Source organism: Enterococcus malodoratus ATCC 43197 (genome assembly GCF_000407185.1).
Taxonomy (GTDB): Bacteria; Bacillota; Bacilli; order Lactobacillales; family Enterococcaceae; genus Enterococcus_A; species Enterococcus_A malodoratus.
This window is the reverse complement of record NZ_KE136481.1, coordinates 1-25,479: the sequence shown is the minus strand read 5'-3', so window position 1 is coordinate 25,479 and position 25,479 is coordinate 1. Positions and strand designations below refer to the sequence as shown.

Below are 25,479 nucleotides of genomic sequence, written 5' to 3'. Positions count from 1 at the left end.
CATACCATAAAGAAAAATGCAAGCAAAGGAGAATCCTTCACTTGCATCAAGCTTTATCAGTTATTTATTTTTTTAAAACACGTTTCAAATAATGTCCAGTATAACTCTCAGAGACTTCAGCAATTTCTTCTGGCGTCCCTGTAGCTAAAATTGTACCACCGCCGTCGCCGCCTTCTGGTCCAAGGTCAATGACGTAGTCGGCTGATTTGATAACATCCAAATTGTGTTCAATTACCAAAACAGTATTACCCGCATCAACGAATCGTTCAAGAACTTTTAAAAGACGGGCAATATCATCCGTATGCAATCCTGTCGTTGGTTCATCCAAAATATAGAAGTTTTTACCATTGGAGTTCTTGTGTAACTCACTAGCAAGCTTCATTCGTTGCGCTTCACCACCAGATAATGTTGTTGCCGGCTGTCCCATTGTGACATAACCAAGTCCCACATCAACGATTGTTTGGAGCTTGCGATGGATTTTAGGAATATGTTTGAAGAATTCGACCGCATCTTCTACTGTCATTTCTAAAATATCCGCGATATTTTTGCCTTTGTAATGGACTTCCAACGTTTCCGAATTATAACGTTTTCCATGACATACTTCACATGGCACATAGACATCTGGTAGGAAGTGCATTTCGATTTTGATAATTCCATCTCCACGACACGCTTCGCATCGACCACCTTTGACGTTAAAACTGAAGCGGCCCTTTTTATACCCGCGGATTTTCGCTTCATTTGTTTGTGCGAATAAATCTCGAATATCATCAAAAACACTTGTATAAGTCGCTGGATTACTTCGTGGCGTCCGACCAATCGGACTTTGATCAATATCAACTAACTTTTCAATGTTATTGTATCCAGTAATTTTTTTGAATTTGCCGGGTTTATTCGAATTTCGATTAAGTTTTTGTGCCAAGGCTTTTTTCAAAATCTGATTAACTAAAGTTGATTTTCCAGATCCAGAAACGCCTGTAACCGCAACAAATTTTCCTAGAGGAAACTCAGCATCGATATTTTTCAGATTGTTTTCGGCAGCTCCAGTAACCTTGATTTTTTTACCATTACCTTTACGTCGTTCTTTCGGCACGGCAATTTCACGCTTACCGGATAGATACTGACCTGTTAACGAATTTGGATTCTTCTCAACTTCTTTCGGTGTTCCGGCAGCAACAATTTCGCCGCCCTGATCACCAGCACCAGGACCAACATCAATCAAGTAGTCCGCTGCTCGCATAGTATCTTCGTCATGTTCCACTACGATTAAAGTATTGCCCAAATCACGCATCTTTTTTAAAGATTCAATCAAGCGATCGTTATCCCGTTGGTGCAGTCCAATAGAGGGTTCATCTAAGATATAAAGAACTCCAGATAAATTTGATCCAATTTGAGTCGCCAAACGAATTCGCTGAGCTTCTCCGCCTGATAAAGTACCCGAAGCGCGGCTCAAAGTTAAGTAATCAAGCCCTACATTGCGCAAAAAGCTTAAACGGTCTTCTATTTCCTTCAAAATAGGTCTAGCAATAATTTTTTCTTGTTCACTTAAAACAACATTCTCGAAAAAGCCTAAGGCCCCATTGATAGAATCTTCGCTGACTTTTCCGATATTCTCACCGTTAATCTGAACACACAAAGCCTGTGGATTCAAACGGTATCCCTGACAGGTTTGGCAGGTCAATTCAGTCATGTAAAGACGCATTTGATCACGAGTAAAATCACTGTTTGTTTCAGCATAACGACGATTGATATTATTAATTATTCCTTCGAAAGGTACCTCAACATCACGAACACCGCCAAAGTCATTTTCGTAATGGAAGTGGAAGTTTTCGCCATTTGAACCATTCAAAATAATGTCTTGGTGTTCTTTAGGCAGTTCTTCAAATGGTGTATCCATGTCGATACCGAAGCTCAAGCATGCCTGTTCCAACATCTGCGGATAGTATTGTGAACTAATAGGATTCCAAGGAATCAATGCCCCTTCTCTTAGCGTTTTACTCTGGTCAGGAATCACTAAATCCATATCGACTTCCAGTTTCACACCTAGTCCGTCACAATCTGGACACGCACCAAATGGCGCATTAAATGAAAATAGTCGAGGTTCAAGTTCACCAACTGTAAAACCACAATAAGGACACGCATAATGTTCGCTGAACAGCATTTCTTTTTCACCGATCACATCTACAATTGCATATCCTTCCGCCAAACGCAACGCTGCTTCAAAAGAATCAAACAGACGCGAACGGATTCCTTCTTTAACGACAATTCTATCAATGATAATCTCAATATCATGTTTCTTGTTTTTCGATAATTCAGGGGCTTCTGTCACATCATACAACTCGCCATCAACACGCATACGGACATACCCTTCACGTTGAATCATTTCGAAAACTTTCTTGTGTTGTCCCTTTTTCTTAGCAACTACCGGAGCTAAAATTTGAATTTTCGTCCGTTCAGGTAATTCTAAAACTTTGTCTACCATTTGTTCGACTGACTGCGAACTAATCTCAATGTGGTCATTAGGACAAATTGGATGCCCTACTCGAGCATATAACAACCGCAAATAATCATTGATTTCAGTTACTGTACCTACTGTTGACCGCGGATTTTTGCTCGTTGTTTTTTGGTCAATAGAAATTGCAGGACTAAGCCCATCGATACTATCTACATCAGGCTTGTCCATTTGGCCTAAAAACTGACGGGCGTATGCGGATAGGCTCTCCACATAGCGTCGTTGTCCCTCGGCATAAAGTGTATCAAAAGCCAATGAACTTTTTCCAGAACCAGACAAACCAGTAACAACCACCATTTTGTCACGAGGAATCGTGACATCAACATTCTTTAAATTGTGAGCTCTCGCTCCATGAATTACTATCTTATCATTTGCCATTTATATCTCCTAATTCATTTCTTTGTATTCATCATCTAATGAGGATGACCTTTTGTCACTGATCTTCTATCATTCGACTATAATTTCTGTACAAAAATCGCCCATAAAATTCTATAGTATCAACTACCTATCTATTTAATATGCAGATAGGTAACCGATACAAATAGAATTCATGACAATTTCTTCGTTTTATAAATTATTCTGCTGCTTTTAATTCCAAAATCGTATCACGTAAAGTTGCCGCAGTCTCAAAATCAAGCGTTTTAGCAGCTTCACGCATTTTTTCTTCCATTTTAGCGATAAGCTCTTTACGTTCTTCTTTAGATAATTCATCATAAGAAGTTGTATCGTACGTCTCGGCATCCTCAGCAACCTTGCTGATCGAGATCAAATCACGAATCTCTTTAATGATTGTTTTTGGTTCGATATTATGATCAATATTGTATTGTTGCTGAATTTTCCGACGCCGAGTCGTCTCATCCATCGCTCGCTGCATTGAATCTGTAATCTTATCAGCGTACATGATAACTTTACCCTCAGAATTTCGCGCAGCCCGACCAATTGTTTGTACAAGCGAACGCTCACTTCGTAAGAAACCTTCCTTATCCGCATCCAAGATCGCAACTAGTGAAACTTCTGGTACATCAATTCCTTCTCGCAACAAATTGATTCCTACAAGTACATCAAATTTTCCTAAACGTAGATCGCGTATGATTTCTGTACGTTCAAGCGTCTTGATATCACTGTGTAAATACTTAACTTTAATTCCTAATTCTTTGAAGTAATCTGTTAAGTCTTCCGACATTTTTTTCGTTAAGGTTGTGACAAAAACCCTTTCGTTGCGTTCAGCTCGTTCATTGATTTCTCCAACGAGATCATCAATTTGTCCCATGATCGGACGAACGTCAATGACCGGATCTAATAGACCTGTCGGACGAATGATCTGCTCTACTACAGTATCCGTTTTTTCATGTTCATATGGACCAGGAGTTGCAGATACGTATACGATTTGATTGACACGCTCTTCAAACTCTTCTAACTTTAATGGCCGGTTGTCTAACGCTGATGGCAACCGGAATCCATAATCAACTAGCATTTGCTTCCGAGCTCTGTCTCCATTATACATACCGCGTACTTGGGGCATTGTTACGTGTGATTCATCAATAACCATTAAAAAGTCATCTGGAAAGAAATCGATCAGCGTGTATGGCGGCTCGCCTTCTTTACGGCCATCCATATGACGTGAATAGTTTTCGATACCAGACGTATAACCCATCTCCCGCAGCATTTCAATATCATAATTGGTTCGTTGCTCCAAACGCTGTGCCTCCAGTAACTTGTTCTCATTTCGTAGTATTTCTAAACGATCTGCTAGCTCCTTCTGGATATTGCTGATGGCCACTTCCATGTGATCCTCATTAGTCAAGAAGTGGGTTGCCGGGAAGATTGCTACGTGCTCCGTCTCTCCGGTAATCTCTCCTGTCAAAGCATCCACTTCTCGAATTCGTTCAATTTCATCTCCAAAGAACTCCACACGTAACGCTCGTTCGTCTCGTGAAGCCGGGAAGATTTCTACTACATCACCACGAACACGAAAACGACCACGTTGAAAATCGATGTCATTTCGTTCAAACTGGATGTCAATCAGATTCCGTAATAATTGATTCCGATCCATTTCCATTCCGACGCGTAATGACACGACTTGCTCCATATATTCTTTTGGTGAGCCTAACCCAAAAATACAAGAAACTGAGGCCACCACAATGACATCATTTCTTTCTAATAACGAACTAGTTGCCGAATGTCGTAATTTATCTATCTCATCATTGATACTTGAATCCTTTTCAATATATGTATCACTCGAAGGAACATAAGCTTCCGGTTGATAATAATCATAATAACTGACAAAATACTCCACCGCGTTGTTAGGAAAAAACTCTTTAAATTCTCCATACAATTGTCCCGCTAACGTCTTGTTATGGGCAATAATCAAGGTTGGTTTATTAACATCCTTAATGACATTGGAGATTGTATAGGTTTTCCCTGTACCGGTAGCTCCTAAAAGTATTTGTGCCTTTTTTCCATTGACGACACCCTCGGCTAATTCTGAAATGGCCTCAGGCTGATCGCCAGCAGGCTGATATTTTGAATGAAGGTCAAACGTATTATCCGTTGCTCTTTCAATCATACAAAAATCCCCCTTTTTAAATTAAATGAACAAAGATTTTCCATTTCAAAATTATAGCATACCGAACATATTTTCGCCATTTTTTATTCCTACTATATAATAAAGCGTTAAAATGTTGATGTGATATTTTCTTACATATCATGTTACGAGTTTTCAAATTTTTTTCTATCTCACAATGAGCTACTTGTATTTTATCCTTAAACTAACATATAATAAACAAATGATAAGTAATTAGGAGGATTATTATGAGAAAAACCAAATTTATCCCATTCGTTATATTCTTAATGGCAAGTATTTTCACACTTGGCTTCGCCACTAAGACCAACGCCGCGGAAAAGACATATAAAATCGGAACGGATTTGACCTTCGCTCCCTTTGAGTTTCAAAATTCTGATGGTGAATACATAGGAATTGATGTAGATCTAATCAAACAAATCGCGAAAGATCAAGATTTCAAAGTTGATCTTCGTCCACTAGGTTTCGACAGTTCTATTCAAGGGGTACAATCAGATCAACTTGATGGTATGATCGCCGGGATGAGTATCACCGATGAACGGAAAAAAACATTTGATTTTTCCGATCCCTATTTTGATAGTGGGATTCAAATGGCTGTCAAAAATGATAATAAAGATATCAAGGATTACAAAGATTTGAAGGGTAAAACGGTCGCAGCAAAGATCGGGACCGAAAGTGCCACTTTTTTAGAAAAAAATAAAGATAAATACGGCTATGATATCAAACAGTATGAAGCTGCTGATGCGATGTACAATGCATTGACCAACGGCAATGTTGAAGCAATTTTTGATGATTATCCCGTACTTGGTTATGCTGTAACGAACGGTCAACCATTTAAGTTGGTGGGCGATCCAGAAAAAGGCAGTTCTTATGGCTTCGCTGTTAAAAAGGGCGAAAATAAGGAGCTGTTACAGAAGTTTAATCAAGGTCTGAAGGATTTAAAGAAGAACGGCAGCTATGATAAAATCGTCAGTGAATACATTTCTACTGGTTCTGGCAACTCATCGACTGCAAGCGAAATGAAAAAAATTGAACCCAAAAAAGATGTCTATGTAGTTTCCAGTGATTCTGCTTTTGCTCCATTTGAATACAAAGACAGCGATGGTGAATACAAAGGAATCGACGTTGACTTGCTGAAACGAATTGCTGAATTGCAAGGATTCAAAATTGATTTCAAATTCATCGGCTTCTCTTCTGCCATGCAAGCACTAGAATCTGGACAAGCAGATGGAATGATCGCAGGAATGACGATCACGGATGAACGAAAAGCAAATTATGATTTTTCCGATCCCTACTTCCAAAGCGGCATTCAATTAGCGGTTGCCAAAGATAACAAAGACATCAAATCCTACAAAGATTTGAAAGACAAAACAGTCGGCGCAAAAGTCGGAACGGAAAGTGCTGATTTCTTAGAAGCTCATAAAAAGGAATACGGTTATACGGTCAAAAGCTTCGATGCTGCTGATCAATTATATGACGCATTGAAAGTTGGATCAATTGATGCAATGATGGATGATTACCCTGTTATCGGCTATGCCGTGAAACAAGGACAAGATTTGAAAACACCAATTAAACGTGAAGTTGGTGGTGAGTATGGTTTCGCTGTTAAAAAGGGGCAAAATGCTGAACTGCGAGAAATGTTCACAGAAGGTTTGAAAGAATTGAAACGTACAGGAGAGTACGATAAGATTGTCAACCAATACATTGGTTCTGGAAGCACCGAAAAGAAAAAAGATGCTGTGGATGAATCAACGATTACCGGATTGCTAAAAAACAATTATAAATCATTGTTAGATGGTTTATGGAAAACGATCGTATTAGCTTTAGTTTCATTTGCTTTAGCCTTGGTTCTAGGTGTCATCTTTGGATTGTTCCGTGTTTCTCCAGTTCGTGGATTGCGTACCCTTGCTGGGATCTATATCGATATTATTCGCGGTATTCCAATGATGGTATTGGCCTTCTTTATTTTCTTTGGCCTGCCAGGTATTACCGGTATCAAGATTCCTGATTTTGCAGCCGGGATTATTACATTGACTTTAAATGCCAGTGCTTATATCGCTGAAATTGTTCGTGGTGGTATCAACGCCGTTCCAGTTGGACAAATGGAAGCGTCTCGAAGCTTAGGTATGTCCTATAATCGGACGATGCAAAAAATTATTTTGCCGCAGGCCGTGAAGATCATGATCCCTTCTTTCATCAACCAATTTGTTATTAGTTTGAAAGATACGACGATTATTTCTGCGATCGGTGTCGTAGAATTGCTGCAAACAGGAAAAATTATTGTGGCGCGGACGACCCAAAGTTCTTACGTTTACTTGATCATCGCGATCATGTACTTGATCTTGATCACGATCTTGACTAAGTTAGCAAACCGTTTAGATAAGAAGGTGAAATAGATGGAAAATAAGATGGATAAAAAAATTGTCGTAAATCATTTAGTGAAAAAATTTGGTGATAACACTGTCTTGAATGATTTGAATATTAGTATTAGCGAAGGTGAAGTGGTTTGTATCATCGGACCATCTGGTTCAGGTAAAAGTACCTTTCTTCGTTGTATGAATCATTTGGAAGAACCGACTTCCGGTGAAATTATCATTGATGGACAAGATTTGACTGATAAACATACAGATATCAACCTAGTGCGTCAACATATCGGGATGGTGTTTCAACATTTCAATTTGTTCCCTCACCTAACCGTTTTAGAAAATATCACACTAGCACCACTTGATTTGAAAGGTGAATCAAAAGAATCTGCTGGTAAGCGCGGTGTTGAGTTGCTGACCCAAGTCGGCTTAGCCGAAAAGAAGGATGACTATCCTGATAGCCTATCAGGTGGTCAAAAACAACGTGTAGCAATCGCTCGAGCTCTTGCAATGAACCCCGATATCATGCTGTTCGATGAACCAACCTCCGCACTCGATCCAGAAATGGTTGGCGATGTGCTGAAAGTTATGAAGGATTTGGCTTTACAAGGGATGACCATGGTAATCGTTACTCATGAAATGGGCTTCGCGAAGGAAGTTGCTGACCGTGTCATTTTTACCGATGGCGGTAAAATTTTAGAAGATGGTACACCAGAGCAAGTCTTCAATAACCCTCACAATCCTAGAACACAAGACTTCTTGAATAAAGTATTGAATATCTAACACAAAACCCGTGAAATCATTTTAGATTTCACGGGTTTTTCTAAATGTTAACAAGGTTTGGTACACTTGTTCTTTAGTCGCTGGTGATTGACTGCGAATGATCCCATCCTCTGGGGAAAAAGCAAGTTCAGTAACCTTTCTCAATTCTTCAGCTGACGGAAAAATCGATAGCTCCTCATAGGAAACAGGTAAGTTCAATTTTTCAAATAATTTTTGATACTCGTCCAACTCTTCCTTGCGGTCTTCAATTTGTAAGTGTTGCAAGGTTGTCAGAGCAATAATTTGGCCGTGGCTTCCTTTTATTTCGCTTCCCCACAAACTAACCATCGCATTATGCAATGCATGCGCGATACTTAACCCGCCAGACTCAAACCCAATCCCGCTTAATAAAGTATTCGCTTCAACGACTGCTTCGAACGCTGGTGTGATCTCTTGTTTCTTATTTGCTTCTACTGCTGCTTCTGAATATTCAAATAAAACCTCACGACATTTTTCTGCAATCGCTGCTGAAGCCAATGTTGGCATTGCCCCCAGTGTGTTCACACCTAAATTTTCACGTACCGTTCTTGCTTCAATCGAAGTCGCCAATCCATCAGCGATTCCTGAAGCCAAAAAATGAGCCGGACTATTGACCAAAATCGCGGTATCAACTAAAACGAGATCTGGACTTTTAGCGTAATAAGCATATTTTTTAAAATAACCGTCACGATATTCCACTGAAATCCGTGAAGTTGGAGCATCTGTTGAAGCGGATGTAGGAACAACTACACAACAGCGATTCGACTCAAAGGCCAATGATTTGCCTAAGTCAATCGCCCGGCCGCCGCCTAGGGCAATCACATAGTCAAACTCATCTTGGACTCTTTCCTCTTCGACCAACCAAGAAGAAATTTTCCCGCCCTGATTAATCAATTTTTTCAGCAGCTTTTCTCCGACCATTTGATAAACAAAGCCATCAGTCACTAATAACCCTTTTTTACCAAAAGCCAGAATGTCATCTAGATGGTTCCACAAAATATCTTCTCCTTGACGATAAGTCATTGGGCTAACAAACACTTTTTCCATACCTGCTCCTTCTAATCATTTTAAATTATCATAGCAAGCAAATAAAAGAGTTGCAAGACAGCTTTTTTCTATACAATAAAAAAAGCATGTAGCTCAAACGCTACATGCTTCATGATGTGATTAAACTTCGATTTCTGTAACGATACCTGAACCAACGGTACGTCCGCCTTCACGAATAGAGAAAGTTGTTCCTTTTTCTACTGCGATTGGATGGATCAATTCAACGTCGATTGTTACGTTATCACCAGGCATTACCATTTCAGTACCTTCTGGCAACAAGATATTTCCGGTTACGTCAGTTGTGCGGAAGTAGAATTGTGGACGATAGTTGTTGAAGAATGGAGTATGACGTCCACCTTCTTCTTTCGTCAACACATATACTTCGGCTTTGAACTTAGTATGTGGTGTGATTGAACCTGGTTTAGCTAATACTTGGCCACGTTCGATTTCATCACGTGTAATCCCACGTAATAGAACCCCAACGTTATCGCCAGCTTCACCATAATCCAATGTTTTACGGAACATTTCAAGTCCAGTAACGATTGCTTTTTGAACTTCAGGTTTGATCCCGATGATTTCAATTTCATCGCCGACTTTAACTTCGCCACGGTCGATACGACCAGAAGCTACAGTACCACGTCCTGTGATCGAGAAAACATCCTCAACTGGTAACAAGAACGGTTTGTCATTGTCACGTTCAGGTGTTGGGATATATTCATCAACGGTATCCATCAAATCAAGAATAACTTGTTCTTGTTCTGGATCGCCTTCTAATGCTTTCAAAGCAGAACCTTTAAGCACTGGAATATCATCACCTGGGAAACCATATTCAGAAAGTAATTCACGTACTTCCATTTCAACTAAGTCGATCAATTCTTCGTCATCAACTAAATCTACTTTGTTCAAGAAAACGATCAAGTGCTTAACACCAACTTGACGTGATAACAAAATGTGTTCACGAGTTTGAGGCATTGGACCATCAGTAGCTGATACTACTAAGATCGCACCGTCCATTTGAGCAGCACCGGTGATCATGTTTTTTACATAATCCGCGTGTCCTGGAGCATCGATATGGGCATAGTGACGTTTTTCAGTTTCATATTCAACATGGGCGGTATTGATAGTGATTCCGCGCTCACGTTCTTCGGGTGCAGCATCGATACTAGCGTAGTCTTGAGGGTTTGCTAGACCTTTCTTACCTAATACCGTTGTGATTGCTGCCGTTAATGTTGTTTTACCGTGATCGACGTGACCGATGGTACCAATATTAACGTGTGGTTTACTTCTATCATAATGTTCTTTTGCCATAATAAACAAACCTCCTAAAAAGTGTAAAAATTTCCTACGGATACAGTGTAAAACATTTTGAACTAAATGAAAAAGATTTACACTTTTACTTTTTGTAAGTAACTATCCGAGATCATAATACATCAGAATTGGTCAAACTCCAAATAATTTGTCTCTTACTTACTGGACGATTAAATGAATTTGCTTCATAATAGAAAAAATGGAATTTTACTTAAGGAGTTGATACGATGATTGCATTCGAAGAAAAGCTGCAAGAATTTCCTCGGGAACTGCGCCAAGCTTGGAGTATTGGATTCGTATTTATGTATAATGGAAAAACTTTTCATCATTTTCCTGCACGTCAATGGACCGATGCTCAAATTAAAGAGTACTTCCAAAATAATTACGACAGTCCTTCAATTATCATCGCGCACCCTGATTTGAAGCTGAAAGAACTGAAAGTTGAAAAATATCCCGATTGGATTGTTGTGATTCCCTATTAATCAAAAAAGTGCCCGACAAAATCTGCTGTCGGGCACTTTTTTTAAACCAATAAATTGTATAGGGTTTTGTTTTGGCTCAATTCAATGTACGTGGAATCGAACTCTTTCAACCGTTTCAATAAATCTGCTAGTGTTTCAGGCTTCTTCAATAATACCCCGATCACCACAGGACCCGTTCCACGATTTCCTTTTTTTGTGTACTCAAAGCGTGTAATATCATCGCCTTCACCTAGAACTTCGGATACAAATTCTTTCAGAGCACCAGGACGTTGTGGGAAATTCACGACAAAGTAATGTTTCAATCCTTCATAAATCAGTGAACGTTCTTCGATCTCGGCCATCCGATTAATATCGTTGTTTCCTCCGCTGATAACACAAATCACCGTTTTCCCTTTGATCTTTTCTTTCATCAGATCCAAAGCGGCAACACTCATTGCACCTGCTGGCTCAACGACGATTGCTTGTTTACCATAAAGATCGAGAATCGTCGAACAAATCAACCCTTCATCCACAGACATTAACTCATCTACATATTCCTTACTATGAGAATAAGTAATCTCACCGACACGCTGGACCGCAGCGCCATCAACAAATTTGTCGATCTCAGTTAGTTTGACTGGCTGCTCTTCTTCAAAAGCCGCCTGCATTGAAGCAGCACCCTTTGGCTCTACTCCAATCACTTTTGTTGTTGGTGAAGTATTTTTTACATAGGATGATACCCCACTGATTAATCCGCCGCCGCCGATCGCTGTAATAACGTAATCTGGCTTATAGCCTTCACTTTCAGCATCTGTCATCATTTCTAAGGCCAACGTCCCTTGTCCAGCAATGATGTCTCTATCATTAAATGGGTCGATAAAAGTCATGTCGTTTTCTTCGCAATATTTCCTTGCAGCAGCGGCAGAAGCATCAAAGGTATCGCCAGTTAAATGAATATCTGCAAACTCACCGCCAAAGAAATTTACTTGAGAAACTTTTTGTTGTGGTGTTGTAGTAGGCATGAAGATCGCTGCCTTGGTCCGTAATTCGTGACAAGTATAGGCGACCCCCTGCGCATGATTTCCTGCACTCGCGCAAACTACTCCTTTTTTTAATTCTGCTTCTGGAAGTTTCTTAATCGCATAGTAAGCTCCACGTAATTTAAATGAACGAACCTTTTGCAGGTCTTCTCTCTTTAATAAGATGGTCGCCTGATATTTTTCAGATAAATAACGATCATATTGCAACGGCGTATGGTTAACAGAGTTTTTCAGTAATTGATAAGCACTGCGAACCTCGGTATCTTTGATTAATTCCATCGCTGCACCTCCACTAGTCTTTGCGACTTACAAATGGCATCATTTTACGTAACTCGCCACCCACTTCTTCAATTTGATGACCGGCGCTTTCCGCACGCATCTTATTGAATTCTGGGAAGCCATTCTTATTATCGTCAATGAATCCTTTGGCGAACTTGCCGTTTTGGATATCTGTTAAGACTTCCTTCATGCCCGCTTTCGCTTGGTCAGTGATTACACGTGGTCCAGAAACGTAATCGCCATACTCGGCTGTATTAGAGATAGAATTACGCATTTTCCCAAAGCCACCTTCATAAATCAAATCTACGATCAATTTCATTTCGTGACAAACTTCGAAGTAAGCCAATTCAGGCTGGTATCCTGCTTCAACTAATGTTTCAAAGCCAGCTTCGATCATACTAGTCAGGCCGCCGCAAAGTACTGCTTGTTCGCCGAATAAATCTGTTTCAGTTTCTTCTTTAAAGGTTGTTTCCAAGACACCTACTCGAGTAGCGCCAATTCCTTTTGCGTAAGACAGCGCCAATTCTTGAGCAGTTCCTGTTGCATCTTGATATACAGCAAATAAAGCTGGTACTGCAAAGCCTTCAGTAAACGTACGACGAACTAAATGTCCCGGACCTTTAGGAGCGACTAAAAACACATCCACATTTTTTGGTGGATTGATAACATCAAAATGAATATTGAAGCCGTGAGCAAAGACTAATGCATCGCCTTCTTTTAAGTTTGGCGCAATTTCGTTTTCATATAAAGATCCTTGAATTTCGTCTGGAGCTAAAATCATGACTACTTCGGCTTTCTTAGTTGCTTCAGCTACTGGCAACACATCAAACCCATCTTCGCGAGCAGCCTCAGCGGATTTTCCTTCTCGAACACCGATCACGACTTGATGACCTGTATCTCTAAGATTTTGTGCATGAGCATGACCTTGTGAGCCATAACCTACCACTGCGATTGTTTTTCCTTCTAAAGCATCCTTCGCTACTGCATCATCATAATAAACTTTAACCATAATTTTTCCTCCAATTTTTTAAACTATATTAATAGCAAAATTAAAAAATAAATTTTGCGTTTAACCTCTGCTAAATCCGGTCACACCGGTTCTTGCTAATTGTTTAATGCCATAAGGTCGTAGCACATCAATACATGCGTTGACCTTTTCGGTCGATCCAGCAACTTGTACCACAATCGTTTTTAATCCAACATCCACAACATCTGCGCGAAAAGGATCAATCATCGCTTTGATCTCTGAGCGGCTGGCTGCTGGCGCGCTAACTTTTATCAATGCCAGCTCTCTTTCCAGATGGGGTTCATCTGTCACATCAGAAACCTTAACGACGTCGATTTGCTTATTCAATTGCTTGGTAACTTGTTCCACCTCAGCCAAAGTATCTGCCTGAATAATAATCGTCATACGTGACTCGCCGTCTTTTTCTGTACGACCAACAGAAACACTGTCCATGTTTACTTGGCGGCGATTCAAGACACTAGTGATTCGACTCAGCACACCTGCTTGGTCGTGAACCATTGCAGTAATCATTCGTCTCATTTAATCAACCCCCAACATTTGATCATTTGGCATTCCGGCCGGGATCATTGGCAATACGTGCTCTCGATTACAAATCATAACCTCAATCAACATTGGACCTGGCGTAGCAAATGCCTCTGTTAATTCTTTTTCTAAGTTATTCGGCTCTGTAATCTTCTTATTAGCGATCCCGTAAGCTTCAGCCATCTTCATGAAATCAGGCTGCTCGTGAAAAACAGATTGTGAACGGCGCTCGTTGAAGAATTTTTCCTGCCATTGACGAACCATTCCTAATGATTGATTGTTCATCAAAACGAACTTGATATCCAGATTGTTTTGATTCAAAATCGCTAGTTCTTGATTGGTCATTTGGAAACCGCCATCACCAACAAATACAACAACAGATTCATTGGGTTTGCCGAACTTTACACCAATTCCAGCGGGAATTCCGTAGCCCATTGTTCCCAAGCCGCCGCTTGTGATCAATTGTTTTGGAAATTGAAACGGATAATATTGCGCCGCCCACATTTGGTGCTGACCTACGTCTGTCACGACATAAGCTTTGCCCTCTGTAATACGACCAACGATCTCCACTACTTCTTGCGGCTTGATAATTTCCTCATCCCGTTCATATTTCAAAGGATATTTTGCTTTACGTTCTTCGCAAAGCTCTCGCCATTCTTGACACTCAGGAGCTTCGACTTCAATCGAAAGCATTTGCTCCAAAGCAATTTTTGCATCACCAACGATCGGAACATCCGTCTTTATAATTTTACCGATCTCTACCGGGTCGACATCAATATGAGCAACCTTGGCATGCGGTGCGAAGGCATCAGGCGAACAGGCTAACCGATCATCAAAACGGCTGCCGATATTGATCAATAGATCTGTTTCCATCATTGCCATGTTAGCCGCATAGGTGCCATGCATCCCGCCCATTCCAAGAAAATTCGGATGGTCATAGGGAAGCAATCCCAAACCTAACAAAGTACTAACTGTCGGCAATTGGTATTTTTCGACAAACTGGCGCAATTCTTTCCCGCCATTCGCAGCGACAACACCGCCTCCAACTAATACGATTGGTTTTTTTGCCTTCTTCAATAAGTTCATCAAACGTTCGATTTGTAGAATCGATGGTGTGGTTGTCGGTTGATAACTTTCCAGCTGAACAACATTATCAATTTTAGGATTGGCCTTTAACGTCGTGATATCTTTTGGCAGGTCAATGAGCACAGGTCCTTTTCTACCGGTCGTCGCGATGTGGAATGCTTCATTAACAATCCGCGGCAATTCTTCAATATCTCGGACCTGATAATTATTTTTGGTGATAGGAACAGTGATTCCTAACATATCCGCCTCTTGAAATGCATCTTTGCCGATTCCCGGTGTCGTTACTTGACCAGTGATTACGACTAACGGAACGGAATCAATCATTGCATCGGCAATACCGGTTACCACATTTGTTGCCCCAGGTCCGCTGGTAACGATCACGACCCCTGGTTTGCCTGTCGCTTTCGCATAACCTTCTGCAGCATGGACCGCTCCTTGTTCATGACGTGTGAGAATATTCGGAATAGATTCATCATAGAGTGAATCGTATAATGGCAAGACCGAACCGCCAGGGTAGCCAAAAATCAATTCAACTCCTTGATTTTCCAAACACTTGATTAATAGATCTGCGCCATTTTGCTGATGTTCAGCGTCCAATTTTTGCTTCATTTCTTCCACCCCCCATTCCTCCTATTCTTCTGGTAGTTTCATGACACCGCCGGTATGTGCCGAGGTTACCATTGCTGAGTAGCGAGCCAACCAGCCTTTTTTCACTTTTGGCTGGAACTTTTCCAAATTCTCTTTTCGTTTCGCCATTTCTTCTTCCGAAACAGCGACATTCAACGTCCTGTTTGTCAAATCAATGGTAATTTCATCGCCATCTTGAACCAACGCGATTGGTCCGCCAGCTGCCGCCTCCGGAGAAACATGACCAACAGCGATCCCGCGGGTCGCCCCTGAAAAACGTCCGTCCGTAATCAAAGCAACGTCTTTTCCTAAACCACGTCCAACGATGCTGGAAGTTGGTGCCAACATCTCAGGCATCCCCGGTCCGCCTTTAGGTCCTTCGTAACGAATCACTACGACATGACCTTTGGTAACTGTATGGTTATCAATTGCTTCAACAGCTTCATCATGAGAGCCAAAACAAATTGCTTGGCCTTTGAAGACTTTGATACTTGGATCAACACCGCCAACTTTGATAACACTACCTTCAGGTGCGATATTTCCGTATAAAATCGAAAGGCCGCCTACTGGACTGTATGGTGCACTTTTCGGATGAATCACTTCTTCATTCATGATTTTGGCAGAGGCCACATTTTCTCGCAGTGTCTTGCCGGTAACAGTGACACGATCTGAATGAATGGCGCCATCGATCGAAACTAATTCATTAATGATTGCTGGAACACCACCTGCTTCATGAACATCATGCATCGAATAACTAGATGAAGGTGCGATTTTAGAGAGATACGGTACTCTTTTCGCGATCTCATTGATGTCCGCTTGATCATAATCAATCTCCGCTTCGTTAGCGATCGCCAATGTATGCAAGACGGTGTTTGTTGAACCACCCATTGCCATATCCAAAGCAAAAGCGTCATCGATCGCCTCTTTTGTAACAATATCTCGTGGTTTGATTTGTTTCTTCACTAGATCCATCAAATGTTTTGCCGATTCACGAACCAATTCTCGCCGTTCATCAGAGACCGCTAAGACCGTACCGTTTCCGGGTAAAGCCAGACCAAGAATTTCTAGTAAGCAATTCATTGAATTAGCAGTAAACATACCTGCGCAGGAACCACAAGTCGGGCAAGCATTTTGTTCCATGAATAGAAAATCTTCTTTACTCATTTGACCTTCTTTGAAAGAACCAACTGCTTCGAACATGGAAGAAAGAGTTGTTTGATGACCCTTTGGATCGATACCAGCTTTCATGGGTCCTCCCGAACAAAAGATCGAAGGTACATTGGTCCTTACAGCCGCCATGATCATTCCCGGTGTGATTTTGTCACAGTTCGGAATATAAAATACCCCGTCGAACCAATGGGCATTGATCACTGTCTCCGCTGAATCAGCAATTAACTCTCGACTTGGCAAAGAATAACGCATACCAATATGTCCCATCGCAATTCCATCATCTACACCGATTGTGTTGAATTCAAAAGGAATGCCGCCTGCCTCTCGAATCGCTTCTTTGGCCACATCAGCAAGTTCACGTAAATGAACATGTCCCGGAACAATGTCAATATAGGAATTACAAATAGCAATAAATGGTTTATTCATATCCTGAATATTTTTAACTTGACCGGTCGCATACAGCAAGCTTCTAGCGGGTGCTGCATCAATTCCTTTTTTAATCTGATCACTTCTCATTATTTACATCTCCCTACCTTCAAAAAAAGAGCATCCCATTAATAAATGGGATGCTCTTGCAAGAACCCCATTTGTAACGCAAACAGGACTCAAACAAACGGTTAAAAGCTTTCTCCGTGTTCTAAGTCCTGTACTCAATAATTAATAAGACGATTTGATTGAAATTATTGTATTTGCGCATATAAATCGGCTCCTCATTTTTCTAATAATATCTTAATCATTTTTTTATACTATACAGTTCATAAGATTAAAAGTCAATGAATTTTCAGAATATTTTCTCATTGAACTAATTTTTGGTTTTTTCTTATAAAAAAAGCCCGACAATGATTGTCGAGCTTATCCAGCAAACTGGCTATTATAAAGGTTTGCGTAAAAATCGCCCTTTTCCATCAAACTTCGATGGCTTCCTTGTTCAATAATCGAACCATCTTTCATGACAAGAATCAGATCTGCATTTTTAATAGTAGACAGACGATGTGCGATTACGAAACTTGTTCGTTCAGTCGTTAATTGATCCATCGCTTGTTGAATCATCCCTTCCGTTCGTGTATCCACGCTGGAGGTTGCCTCATCCAAAATCAACAATTCAGGATTTGCTAAGATCGCTCTGGCAATCGTCAGCAGCTGTTGTTGCCCCTGAGATATTTGACTGCCATCTGAAGAAATAATCGTATCGTACCCTTTTGGTAAGGTTCGGATAAAATGATGACATTGGGCATCTTTAGCAGCTTGTACAATTTCCTGCCTCGATGCATCCGGATTGCCATATGCAATATTATCCGCTACCGTTCCTTCGAATAACCAAGTATCCTGTAGAACCATCCCAAATTTTTGACGAATCGCCGCTCGAGAGAAGTGATTGACATTTTTACCATCAACTTCGATTTGTCCGCCTGTTAATTCGTAAAAGCGCATCAATAAGTTGATCATTGTAGTTTTACCCGCACCAGTCGGGCCTACGATCGCTACCATTTGTTTCGGTTTCACTTTAAAATTGACATCTTCCATCAAAAGACGATCCTGAGTATAGCCGAAAGCCACATGTTTGAAGGTCACTTCGCCTCTCAGTTTTTCTGGTACAGAAAGGTTTAAAACGTCTTCCCTCTCTTCTTCTTGATCTAGGATCTCAAATATCCGCTCTAAAGCCGCAAATGCACTTTGCAAACTATTAATTACATAAGAAACCTGTGTGATTGGTTCAGAAACTTGGTTCACGTATTGCAGATAGGCTTGAACAAGACCGATGGATAATTGACCGTTGATCACCATAATCCCGCCAACAACGGCACTCGATACGAATCCCAGCTGATTGATCAAACGAATTAACGGGTTGATAGCGAAACTGACAAACTGCGCTTTTTTGAATGCTTGAAACTGTGCCTCGTTCAGTTTATCCAATTCATCCGTTGTTTCCTTTTGGCGATTGTAGGCTTTGATCAAGAGATTTCCTGAATAGTTTTCCTCCGCTTTCGTCCCTACAGCTCCTAAAGCAGCTTGGTTTTCCGAAAAATACTCCTGATTTTTTTGTGCTAAATGATTCGTCAAAAAGAGACTTATTAAAAGAATGACGACAATTCCCAATGTCAACAGCGGACTCAAATAGATCATCAGCCCTAGTCCGATAACAATCGAAAAAATCGCTGAGATCATTTGCATCAAACCGACCTGCAAGACTTCTGAGACTTTGTCTAAATCCAATGTCGCTCTAGTAAGGATATCTCCAGTTTTATATTGATCAAAAAATTTCATTGGCAACCGGTTCAACTTATCCGTCAATGCTTTTCTTAAACGTAAAGTCAGTGTTTCAGCAACACTGGCCATGGTATATTCTTGCAGCAATGAAAATAATGAAACACCACCCCATGCTAAGAACAGGAAAAGTACTGGCTTAAGTAGTACAGCAAATAGATTTTTGATTGTAACTTGCTGCGCTTGAATCAATCCGATAATCTCATCCAAGCCCCAGCCTAAAATCAAAGGAGTGATCGCCATCAGTGTAGCGAAGCATACAGCGGAAACAATGATAATCAGAAACCGCACTTTCTGCTCCGTCAATAATTTGAAAAGACGAATTCCAGTAGTCTTAAATTCTTTAGGCATTTCTGCCATTTGTTTTTCATCAGCTTGCTTGATGCTCATGCTTCTTCCCCTCCAATCCTTGAGATTTAGCAAATTCTTGGTAAACCTTACATGATTTAAGTAAGGTCATGTGCGTTCCGATGCCTACAATTTTTTCTTCTTCTAATACAATGATTTGATCAGCATCTTTAATAGTAGAAAGTCGTTGCGCAACGATAACAATTGCGGCATCCTTCAGATAACTCTTTAAAGCCTTCCGCAATTTCGCATCCGTCTGATAATCCAATGCTGAAAAGCTGTCATCAAAGAAATACAAATCAGCTGGTTTGATCAATGCACGGGCAATACTTAGCCGCTGCTTTTGTCCACCGGAAAAATTGTTTCCCTTTTGAGCAACAAATGCGTCGTACTGATTTTCTAACCCATTGATAAATTCATCCGCCTGAGCTACTTCTGCAGCCTTTTTCATATCCCCCTCGGTTGCTTGAGGATTTCCGAAAATGAAATTATCTCTGACAGTCCCGCTGAATAAGAATGCTTTTTGAGGTACATAACTAATCCGATCTCGTAAAGCTTCTTGTGTAACGTTTTGAATTGATTCCCCTAAGAAACGAATCTCACCTTTAGTCGTATCTCTTAAGCGCAGTAGTGCTTTAGCAATCGTACTTTTACCAGAACCTGTACCGCCAACGATTGCTGTAACTCCTTTTGGTATATTAAACGTAATATCTGACAGCACAGCTTCTTCTGCTCCGTTGTATGCAAAATCAACATGATCAAAAATGGCGATAGGTGCATTCTCTTTCAATTCAAATGTTTCTTTTGGGCCATCAACAATTTCTTCCTGTGCAGCCAGCACTTCGCCGACCCGTTCTAGTGAAGCAAGTGCCTTTGGAATCATCACGATGACCATAGCCGCCATCGTTAAGAACCATAGACTTAGAATGGTGTACTCACTAATTGCTGTCAAGCTCCCGATCGGTACACTTCCTTGAAGGACCATTACACCTCCAAAAGCCAATACAGCCGTCATACCTAATCCCATTACCAAATTGACAGTCGGATTCAAAACAGCGAATAGTTTATTTACACGAATCATGACATCCGCATAATTACTAAAGGTTTTATCAGTCCGTTTCTTTTCAAAATCGGTCTTGTTAAAAGCCCGAATTACTCGAACACCTGTATAAAATTCTCTCAGAATCTGCATCATTTTGTCCATTCTCTGCTGCATCACATCTGCTAACGGAATGGCTTTCTTGATCACTATTATGGAAACAACTGAGAACAACACGATCGAAGTGATTGGAATCCAAACAAAGCGCCAAGAAATTGCGCCCGTTAAAACGATCGAAGCCAGACAAATCAATGGTGCCGGAATGATCATTTGAAAGACCATCATCATGATCTGTTGAATATTCGTAATATCACTTGTCGTCCGAGCCAACAATGTCGATGTACCAAATTCATCCATATCCGCCATTGATAACTGCTGTGTCTTATCGACTAAGCGTTTCCGTAAGAAATAACCGAAACGTCCCGCTAAGATCGCAGAATAATAGCTGGCGATAATTGAAACAATACCAGTCAACACAGCAATGCCCAGCATGAGGGCACCATTCCGCCAAATCGCTCCTTGATCTTGAGTTAAAATACCTTCATCAATAATTTCAGCAACATAGTAAGGAATCATCAGTGTTCCAACAGCTTGCACGATCATTAAGATGAAGGTGCCGAAGAACATCTTTTGATATTCCTTGAAAAAGATTTTGAATAATTTCATCTTTTTTTCCCTCCTTCTCCTATGGTAGAATAAACTGTAACGTAACGTCACAGTCAAGCAGAAAATGGAGATTTTTTATGAAAAGATATTTAACAATTAGTGAAATGGCAAAATCCGCTGGTATTAGTCGGCGAACCTTGATTTACTATGATCAAATTGATCTGTTTAAACCTGCAAAGGTTGGCGAAAATGGCTATCGTTATTACGGGATCGATCAATATTTTGAGCTAGATGTCATTTTGCTGCTAAAAAATCTTGATGTCTCATTGGAAGATATTCATATATTTTTGAAAAATCGAAATGTGGATTATGTCTTAGACGGTTTTATGCGGCAAAAGGAAAAGGTTGATGATCAGATAAAGAAATTGAATATTATTCGCGGCTCTTTAGATAGTTACATCGAAAGATACACGACACTAAAGAACTTTAATTTAGAATCGATCACCCACTCTTATCGCGAAGCAGAGTCTTTTGTGATCTCCGATACGATTGAAAGCTATGATGATTTTGACTCCGTAGAAATCTATGGGCGTTTCTATAATTCCGTCGACAGCAGCGATTTATTCAGCGGCTATCCAATTGGTTTTCTAGTTGACGGCTCCGCCTTTTATCAAGAGAACTTCCATGCCGCTCCCTATCGCGCCCTAATCAAGATACCCGAGGACCGATTACATTTCTATCAGCAGCAACGTGTAGTCAGACGTCCCGCTGGCGACTATGTGTCTGGTTTTATGAAAGATGAGATTCATCATATTAATACCTTTAATAACCGTTTTAGAAATTATCTGAAAGAGCATCAGTTAGAATTGAATGGGGATATCTGGGAATTGCTTTGGCAAGATGAGACGACCTCTGAACAGCCAGAAGATCAAGTCTTTGAAGTACTAATCCCGGTGAAACGTAAAGAAAGAAACTAAACGAAAGGTTAGCTCCCTTTCAAGCAAATCACCTTGACAGACCGACAATAGTGATGATAAAATTAAAAAGAATTTAAAGAAAGGAGAGAGCATTATGATTAAGACCAAAAAAGCCAACCAAATACAATTGATTGATTTATTGCATTCGTTTTATTCGAACAGAGCGTCTTATTCGCCAGTCTCTCTAATTTCGTAAATAAAGCCTATTTGTCAAACTGTCAATCATACGATTGGCAGTTTTTTTTTTGCATATTTCATTACTATAAATTTATTACACTTATCAGAATTAGAAAATCTACGGAGGTGTTTCCTATGAGTGGAAAAAGAAAGAAATCAGAGAACAATACTAATTAACCAGAGGAATTCGTTTATTCCTCTACGAGAGGATTAACTATGTTAACAATAAAAGGAAAATACACTACAGCAACAGTCTATACAGACAACATAACTGACAGCACGCTTGGTCAAATCACGACACTTTGCAATCAGAAGTTTGCAACCGATGCTAAAATCCGAATCATGCCTGATACCCACAGCGGTTCCAGTTGTGTCATCGGTACGACAATGACCATAAAGGATCAAGTCGTCCCTAACCTTGTCGGCGTAGACATTGGCTGCGGACTCTATGTAACAAAAATGAGAAAAGGCATCAAACTAAACTTTGATAAATTAGATCGAACAATTCGTAATCGTATTCCCAGCGGGCATCATTCCCACAACAAACCCTTATATACATTTCCTTTAGAAAATGTTCAGGCTCCTGTTCACTGTGGACGAGCGTTGCGGAGTTTGGGGACACTAGGCGGTGGAAATCACTTTATTGAGGTCAATGAGGGATCAGATGGTTTTTATTTAGTTATTCATAGCGGCAGCCGTATATTAGGCAATGAAATTGCGGAATATCATCAGGAGATCGCTTATCAAAAATTGACGCAACAACGGCAAGAATTGAAACTTCGATCAAGATCAGCAATTGATCCTGCTGAAAAAGAAGATCTTATTCAACAAAGAGAAGAATTAAATATCCCGTATGAATTGTCTTATGTATCAGAAAACGATTTAACCAATTACTTATCTGATATGAGAATCGCGCAACAATATGCGACCTTCAATCGTCAAAGTATGGCCCTGACAATCTTAAAAGCGATGAAATGGGAAAAACATGTCGTCGAAAGCTTTGATAGTCCCCATAATTATATTGATTTGAAACACCTGATTCTACGTAAAGGAGCATCTTCTGCGAGAAGAAACGAGAAAATGATCGTTCCTTTAAATATGAAAGACGGCTCCATCATTGGTGTCGGAAAAGGTAATAATGAGTGGAATCAATCTGGCCCTCACGGTGCGGGTCGGATGATGAGCCGTTCTCAAGCCAGAGCGTCAATCAGTCTCGAAAACTATCAGCATATGATGCGTCACGTTTGGTCGACTTCTGTCTCAAAAAAAACATTAGATGAAGCACCTAAAGCATATAAGTCTAAGAAACAATTACTGACAAATTTGCATGAAACAATGGAAGTTAAGGAAGTCATTCGACCATTGTATAATTTTAAAGGGTAGTCGGAAGCACTAAGAGATGATATATACTTTAAGGGATGGCAAGAACAAGCAAGTCTAACAGTTTGTCTAGAAAGAGCTGATATAACAAGATTTAGAATGGAGGAAGGATACGTTGTGATATCTTTCCTCCTTTTTCATGTTTAATATACATCTTATTAGTTAGTCTGAATCATTATAATAACTACAATTGACATGGTCACGTATTCCCTAATAGACAGAAAGAAATGGCTGATGAACTAGATATTAATAAAAATGGCAACTAGTCCATGATTGATCCGTAAAGTATGATTTAATGTAAAAAATTCACCTAAGTTTCTCAACCAAATCAGTCTATTAGATAACAAAAAAGACCCAACAATTTATGCTGGGTCTCAGTTAGGGCGAACGATGGGAATCGAACCCACGAGTGCCGGAGCCACAATCCGGTGCGTTAACCACTTCGCCACGATCGCCATGGTGCTATTCAATTCAAAAGAAAGAACTAAGATGTAATAACATCTTAGTTCAATACCGGCGGCCGGGGTCGAACCGGCACGCCCGTGAGGGCACTGGATTTTGAGTCCAGCGCGTCTGCCAATTCCGCCACGCCGGCATGTCAATAAATATTCTAGTACTAAGGCGGTAACCGGATTTGAACCGGTGATGAAGGTTTTGCAGACCTCTGCCTTACCACTTGGCTATACCGCCATTATACTATTGTTTTCTCCTTAGAACAAGTATTTTTCAAGAAAGTTTCTTGATACTTTTCCAAGAAAACTGGGGTAGCTGGATTCGAACCAACGCATGAGGGAGTCAAAGTCCCTTGCCTTACCGCTTGGCTATACCCCAATAAAAAGGGCGAACGATGGGAATCGAACCCACGAGTGCCGGAGCCACAATCCGGTGCGTTAACCACTTCGCCACGATCGCCATATCAATAAAGAACAGGGGCAGCAGGAATTGAACCCACACTAACGGTTTTGGAGACCGCTGTTCTACCTTTAAACTATGCCCCTGAAACAAATGGAGGAGAGTGGATTCGAACCACTGAACCCTAAGGAACGGATTTACAGTCCGTCGCGTTTAGCCACTTCGCTACTCCTCCATGGTGGCGCGGGACAGAATCGAACTGCCGACACACGGAGCTTCAATCCGTTGCTCTACCAACTGAGCTACCGCGCCATAAATATAGTTTAAAGTTTTTAATTAAATGGCGGTCCCGACGGGATTTGAACCCGCGATCTCCTGCGTGACAGGCAGGCATGTTAACCCCTACACCACGGAACCGAATGGAGGTTAACGGGATCGAACCGCTGACCCTCTGCTTGTAAGGCAGATGCTCTCCCAGCTGAGCTAAACCTCCATATTTAATTAAATGACCCGTACGGGACTCGAACCCGTGTTACCGCCGTGAAAGGGCGGTGTCTTAACCGCTTGACCAACGGGCCAGTAAAAAGTTGATACGGAGAGTAAGGGATTCGAACCCTTGAGACAGGAATACCCGCCTACATGATTTCCAATCATGCTCCTTCGGCCACTCGGACAACTCTCCAAGATAGGAGCACAAAGGCCCAATACTCTATTAATTCTCTTTCGAGAAACTCCGGCAGTAGGACTCGAACCTACGACATCATGATTAACAGTCATGCGCTACTACCAACTGAGCTATGCCGGAATAATACAGCGTGGCGACGTCCTAATCTCACAAGGGGCAACCCCTCACTACAATCGGCGCTAAGAAGCTTAACTTCTGTGTTCGACATGGGAACAGGTGTATCCTTCCCGCTATCGCCACCACACTAGTAATCTTTTGAGTAAACTTCG

Annotated in this window: 16 protein-coding genes, 13 tRNA genes and 1 rRNA gene; 5 read left to right on the top strand and 25 right to left on the bottom strand. The window is 40.8% G+C overall.

Annotated elements, in window-relative coordinates:
- Positions 1 to 64: 64 nt before the first annotated feature.
- Both uvrA and uvrB read right to left on the bottom strand, forming a co-directional pair.
- Positions 65 to 2,887 carry an excinuclease ABC subunit UvrA gene (uvrA, locus tag I585_RS00150; protein ID WP_010738994.1) on the bottom strand — a complete coding sequence of 941 codons (2,823 nt, stop codon included), beginning with the start codon at positions 2,885 to 2,887 and terminating at the stop codon, positions 65 to 67.
- Positions 2,888 to 3,083: 196 nt separating this feature from the next.
- Positions 3,084 to 5,075: an excinuclease ABC subunit UvrB gene (uvrB, locus tag I585_RS00145; RefSeq protein WP_010738993.1), complete on the bottom strand. Its 1,992-nt coding sequence runs from the start codon at positions 5,073 to 5,075 to the stop codon at positions 3,084 to 3,086.
- A gap of 245 nt (positions 5,076 to 5,320) precedes the next feature.
- Between uvrB and I585_RS00140 the strand changes: the two genes are divergently transcribed.
- Positions 5,321 to 7,486, top strand: coding sequence for an amino acid ABC transporter substrate-binding protein/permease (locus I585_RS00140; RefSeq protein WP_010738992.1), 2,166 nt, complete (start codon positions 5,321 to 5,323; stop codon positions 7,484 to 7,486).
- Between the two features lie 12 nt (positions 7,487 to 7,498).
- Entirely contained in the window at positions 7,499 to 8,236 is a 738-nt protein-coding gene (locus I585_RS00135; RefSeq protein WP_034708564.1) for an amino acid ABC transporter ATP-binding protein, read from the top strand.
- 21 nt (positions 8,237 to 8,257) lie between these two features.
- Here the strand turns inward: I585_RS00135 and I585_RS00130 are convergent, their stop codons facing one another.
- Positions 8,258 to 9,301: a glycerol dehydrogenase gene (locus tag I585_RS00130; RefSeq protein WP_010738990.1), complete on the bottom strand. Its 1,044-nt coding sequence runs from the start codon at positions 9,299 to 9,301 to the stop codon at positions 8,258 to 8,260.
- Between the two features lie 120 nt (positions 9,302 to 9,421).
- Entirely contained in the window at positions 9,422 to 10,609 is a 1,188-nt protein-coding gene (gene tuf / locus I585_RS00125) for an elongation factor Tu (protein ID WP_010738989.1), read from the bottom strand.
- Positions 10,610 to 10,836: 227 nt separating this feature from the next.
- Between tuf and I585_RS00120 the strand changes: the two genes are divergently transcribed.
- Complete coding sequence (locus I585_RS00120) at positions 10,837 to 11,091, top strand: hypothetical protein (RefSeq protein WP_010738988.1); 255 nt, start codon at positions 10,837 to 10,839, stop codon at positions 11,089 to 11,091.
- Between the two features lie 41 nt (positions 11,092 to 11,132).
- Here I585_RS00120 and ilvA read toward each other — a convergent pair whose 3' ends face one another.
- From ilvA to I585_RS00085, 7 genes are all read right to left on the bottom strand, one after another.
- Complete coding sequence (ilvA, locus tag I585_RS00115; RefSeq protein WP_010738987.1) at positions 11,133 to 12,389, bottom strand: threonine ammonia-lyase IlvA; 1,257 nt, start codon at positions 12,387 to 12,389, stop codon at positions 11,133 to 11,135.
- A gap of 13 nt (positions 12,390 to 12,402) precedes the next feature.
- The gene (ilvC, locus tag I585_RS00110; protein WP_010738986.1) at positions 12,403 to 13,398 is read right to left on the bottom strand and encodes a ketol-acid reductoisomerase; all 996 of its coding nucleotides are present in this window, start codon (positions 13,396 to 13,398) and stop codon (positions 12,403 to 12,405) included.
- 60 nt (positions 13,399 to 13,458) lie between these two features.
- Positions 13,459 to 13,935, bottom strand: coding sequence for an acetolactate synthase small subunit (ilvN, locus tag I585_RS00105; protein ID WP_010738985.1), 477 nt, complete (start codon positions 13,933 to 13,935; stop codon positions 13,459 to 13,461).
- Positions 13,936 to 15,633 (bottom strand): biosynthetic-type acetolactate synthase large subunit, encoded by a 1,698-nt coding sequence (gene ilvB / locus I585_RS00100; RefSeq protein ID WP_034708562.1) that lies wholly within the window; start codon positions 15,631 to 15,633, stop codon positions 13,936 to 13,938. It abuts the gene before it with no gap.
- Positions 15,634 to 15,654: 21 nt separating this feature from the next.
- Positions 15,655 to 17,337, bottom strand: a complete 1,683-nt coding sequence (gene ilvD, locus I585_RS00095; RefSeq protein ID WP_010738983.1) for a dihydroxy-acid dehydratase — start codon at positions 17,335 to 17,337, stop codon at positions 15,655 to 15,657.
- Positions 17,338 to 17,673: 336 nt separating this feature from the next.
- Positions 17,674 to 19,476 (bottom strand): ABC transporter ATP-binding protein, encoded by a 1,803-nt coding sequence (locus I585_RS00090; RefSeq protein WP_010738982.1) that lies wholly within the window; start codon positions 19,474 to 19,476, stop codon positions 17,674 to 17,676.
- A complete protein-coding gene (locus I585_RS00085; protein ID WP_010738981.1) occupies positions 19,457 to 21,199 on the bottom strand; it encodes an ABC transporter ATP-binding protein in 1,743 nt (580 codons plus the stop codon). The genes I585_RS00090 and I585_RS00085 overlap by 20 nt, the downstream gene beginning before the upstream one ends.
- A gap of 77 nt (positions 21,200 to 21,276) precedes the next feature.
- Between I585_RS00085 and I585_RS00080 the strand changes: the two genes are divergently transcribed.
- Together I585_RS00080 and I585_RS00075 are read left to right on the top strand one after the other, a co-directional pair.
- On the top strand, positions 21,277 to 22,116 hold the full coding sequence (locus tag I585_RS00080) for a MerR family transcriptional regulator (protein WP_010738980.1): 840 nt from the start codon (positions 21,277 to 21,279) through the stop codon (positions 22,114 to 22,116).
- Between the two features lie 393 nt (positions 22,117 to 22,509).
- Entirely contained in the window at positions 22,510 to 23,676 is a 1,167-nt protein-coding gene (locus I585_RS00075) for an RtcB family protein (protein WP_010738979.1), read from the top strand.
- Between the two features lie 379 nt (positions 23,677 to 24,055).
- On the opposite strand, the gene I585_RS00070 is transcribed toward I585_RS00075, so the two are convergent.
- The 14 genes from I585_RS00070 to rrf all read right to left on the bottom strand — a co-directional run bounded on the left by I585_RS00070 (position 24,056) and on the right by rrf (position 25,454).
- Positions 24,056 to 24,128 (bottom strand) — tRNA-His (locus tag I585_RS00070).
- A gap of 56 nt (positions 24,129 to 24,184) precedes the next feature.
- Positions 24,185 to 24,268: transfer RNA gene (locus I585_RS00065), tRNA-Leu, on the bottom strand.
- A 24-nt stretch (positions 24,269 to 24,292) separates the two neighbouring features.
- Positions 24,293 to 24,363, bottom strand: a tRNA-Cys gene (locus tag I585_RS00060).
- Between the two features lie 69 nt (positions 24,364 to 24,432).
- Positions 24,433 to 24,504, bottom strand: a tRNA-Gln gene (locus I585_RS00055).
- An 8-nt stretch (positions 24,505 to 24,512) separates the two neighbouring features.
- A tRNA-His gene (locus I585_RS00050) sits at positions 24,513 to 24,585 on the bottom strand.
- Positions 24,586 to 24,600: 15 nt separating this feature from the next.
- Positions 24,601 to 24,671 (bottom strand) — tRNA-Trp (locus I585_RS00045).
- An 8-nt stretch (positions 24,672 to 24,679) separates the two neighbouring features.
- A tRNA-Tyr gene (locus I585_RS00040) sits at positions 24,680 to 24,760 on the bottom strand.
- A gap of 1 nt (position 24,761) precedes the next feature.
- Positions 24,762 to 24,837: transfer RNA gene (locus I585_RS00035), tRNA-Phe, on the bottom strand.
- Between the two features lie 29 nt (positions 24,838 to 24,866).
- Positions 24,867 to 24,942, bottom strand: a tRNA-Asp gene (locus tag I585_RS00030).
- A gap of 3 nt (positions 24,943 to 24,945) precedes the next feature.
- Positions 24,946 to 25,018: transfer RNA gene (locus I585_RS00025), tRNA-Val, on the bottom strand.
- A 13-nt stretch (positions 25,019 to 25,031) separates the two neighbouring features.
- Positions 25,032 to 25,103, bottom strand: a tRNA-Glu gene (locus I585_RS00020).
- A gap of 15 nt (positions 25,104 to 25,118) precedes the next feature.
- A tRNA-Ser gene (locus I585_RS00015) sits at positions 25,119 to 25,207 on the bottom strand.
- Positions 25,208 to 25,256: 49 nt separating this feature from the next.
- Positions 25,257 to 25,330: transfer RNA gene (locus I585_RS00010), tRNA-Asn, on the bottom strand.
- Between the two features lie 8 nt (positions 25,331 to 25,338).
- A 5S ribosomal RNA gene (gene rrf / locus I585_RS00005) occupies positions 25,339 to 25,454 on the bottom strand.
- Between the last annotated feature and the right edge of the window lie 25 nt (positions 25,455 to 25,479).

Excerpts from the sequence above, each read along its gene's own strand:
- uvrA (WP_010738994.1), bottom strand. The coding sequence starts at position 2,887 with ATGGCAAATGATAAGATAGTAATTCATGGAGCGAGAGCTCACAATTTA.
- uvrB (WP_010738993.1), bottom strand. The coding sequence starts at position 5,075 with ATGATTGAAAGAGCAACGGATAATACGTTTGACCTTCATTCAAAATAT.
- ilvD (WP_010738983.1), bottom strand. The coding sequence starts at position 17,337 with ATGAGAAGTGATCAGATTAAAAAAGGAATTGATGCAGCACCCGCTAGA.
- ilvN (WP_010738985.1), bottom strand. The coding sequence starts at position 13,935 with ATGAGACGAATGATTACTGCAATGGTTCACGACCAAGCAGGTGTGCTG.
- I585_RS00130 (WP_010738990.1), bottom strand. The coding sequence starts at position 9,301 with ATGGAAAAAGTGTTTGTTAGCCCAATGACTTATCGTCAAGGAGAAGAT.
- tuf (WP_010738989.1), bottom strand. The coding sequence starts at position 10,609 with ATGGCAAAAGAACATTATGATAGAAGTAAACCACACGTTAATATTGGT.
- I585_RS00080 (WP_010738980.1), top strand. The coding sequence starts at position 21,277 with ATGAAAAGATATTTAACAATTAGTGAAATGGCAAAATCCGCTGGTATT.
- I585_RS00135 (WP_034708564.1), top strand. The coding sequence starts at position 7,499 with ATGGATAAAAAAATTGTCGTAAATCATTTAGTGAAAAAATTTGGTGAT.
- ilvB (WP_034708562.1), bottom strand. The coding sequence starts at position 15,633 with ATGAAGCAAAAATTGGACGCTGAACATCAGCAAAATGGCGCAGATCTA.
- I585_RS00120 (WP_010738988.1), top strand. The coding sequence starts at position 10,837 with ATGATTGCATTCGAAGAAAAGCTGCAAGAATTTCCTCGGGAACTGCGC.
- I585_RS00085 (WP_010738981.1), bottom strand. The coding sequence starts at position 21,199 with ATGAAATTATTCAAAATCTTTTTCAAGGAATATCAAAAGATGTTCTTC.
- ilvC (WP_010738986.1), bottom strand. The coding sequence starts at position 13,398 with ATGGTTAAAGTTTATTATGATGATGCAGTAGCGAAGGATGCTTTAGAA.
- I585_RS00090 (WP_010738982.1), bottom strand. The coding sequence starts at position 19,476 with ATGAGCATCAAGCAAGCTGATGAAAAACAAATGGCAGAAATGCCTAAA.
- I585_RS00140 (WP_010738992.1), top strand. The coding sequence starts at position 5,321 with ATGAGAAAAACCAAATTTATCCCATTCGTTATATTCTTAATGGCAAGT.
- ilvA (WP_010738987.1), bottom strand. The coding sequence starts at position 12,389 with ATGGAATTAATCAAAGATACCGAGGTTCGCAGTGCTTATCAATTACTG.
- I585_RS00075 (WP_010738979.1), top strand. The coding sequence starts at position 22,510 with ATGTTAACAATAAAAGGAAAATACACTACAGCAACAGTCTATACAGAC.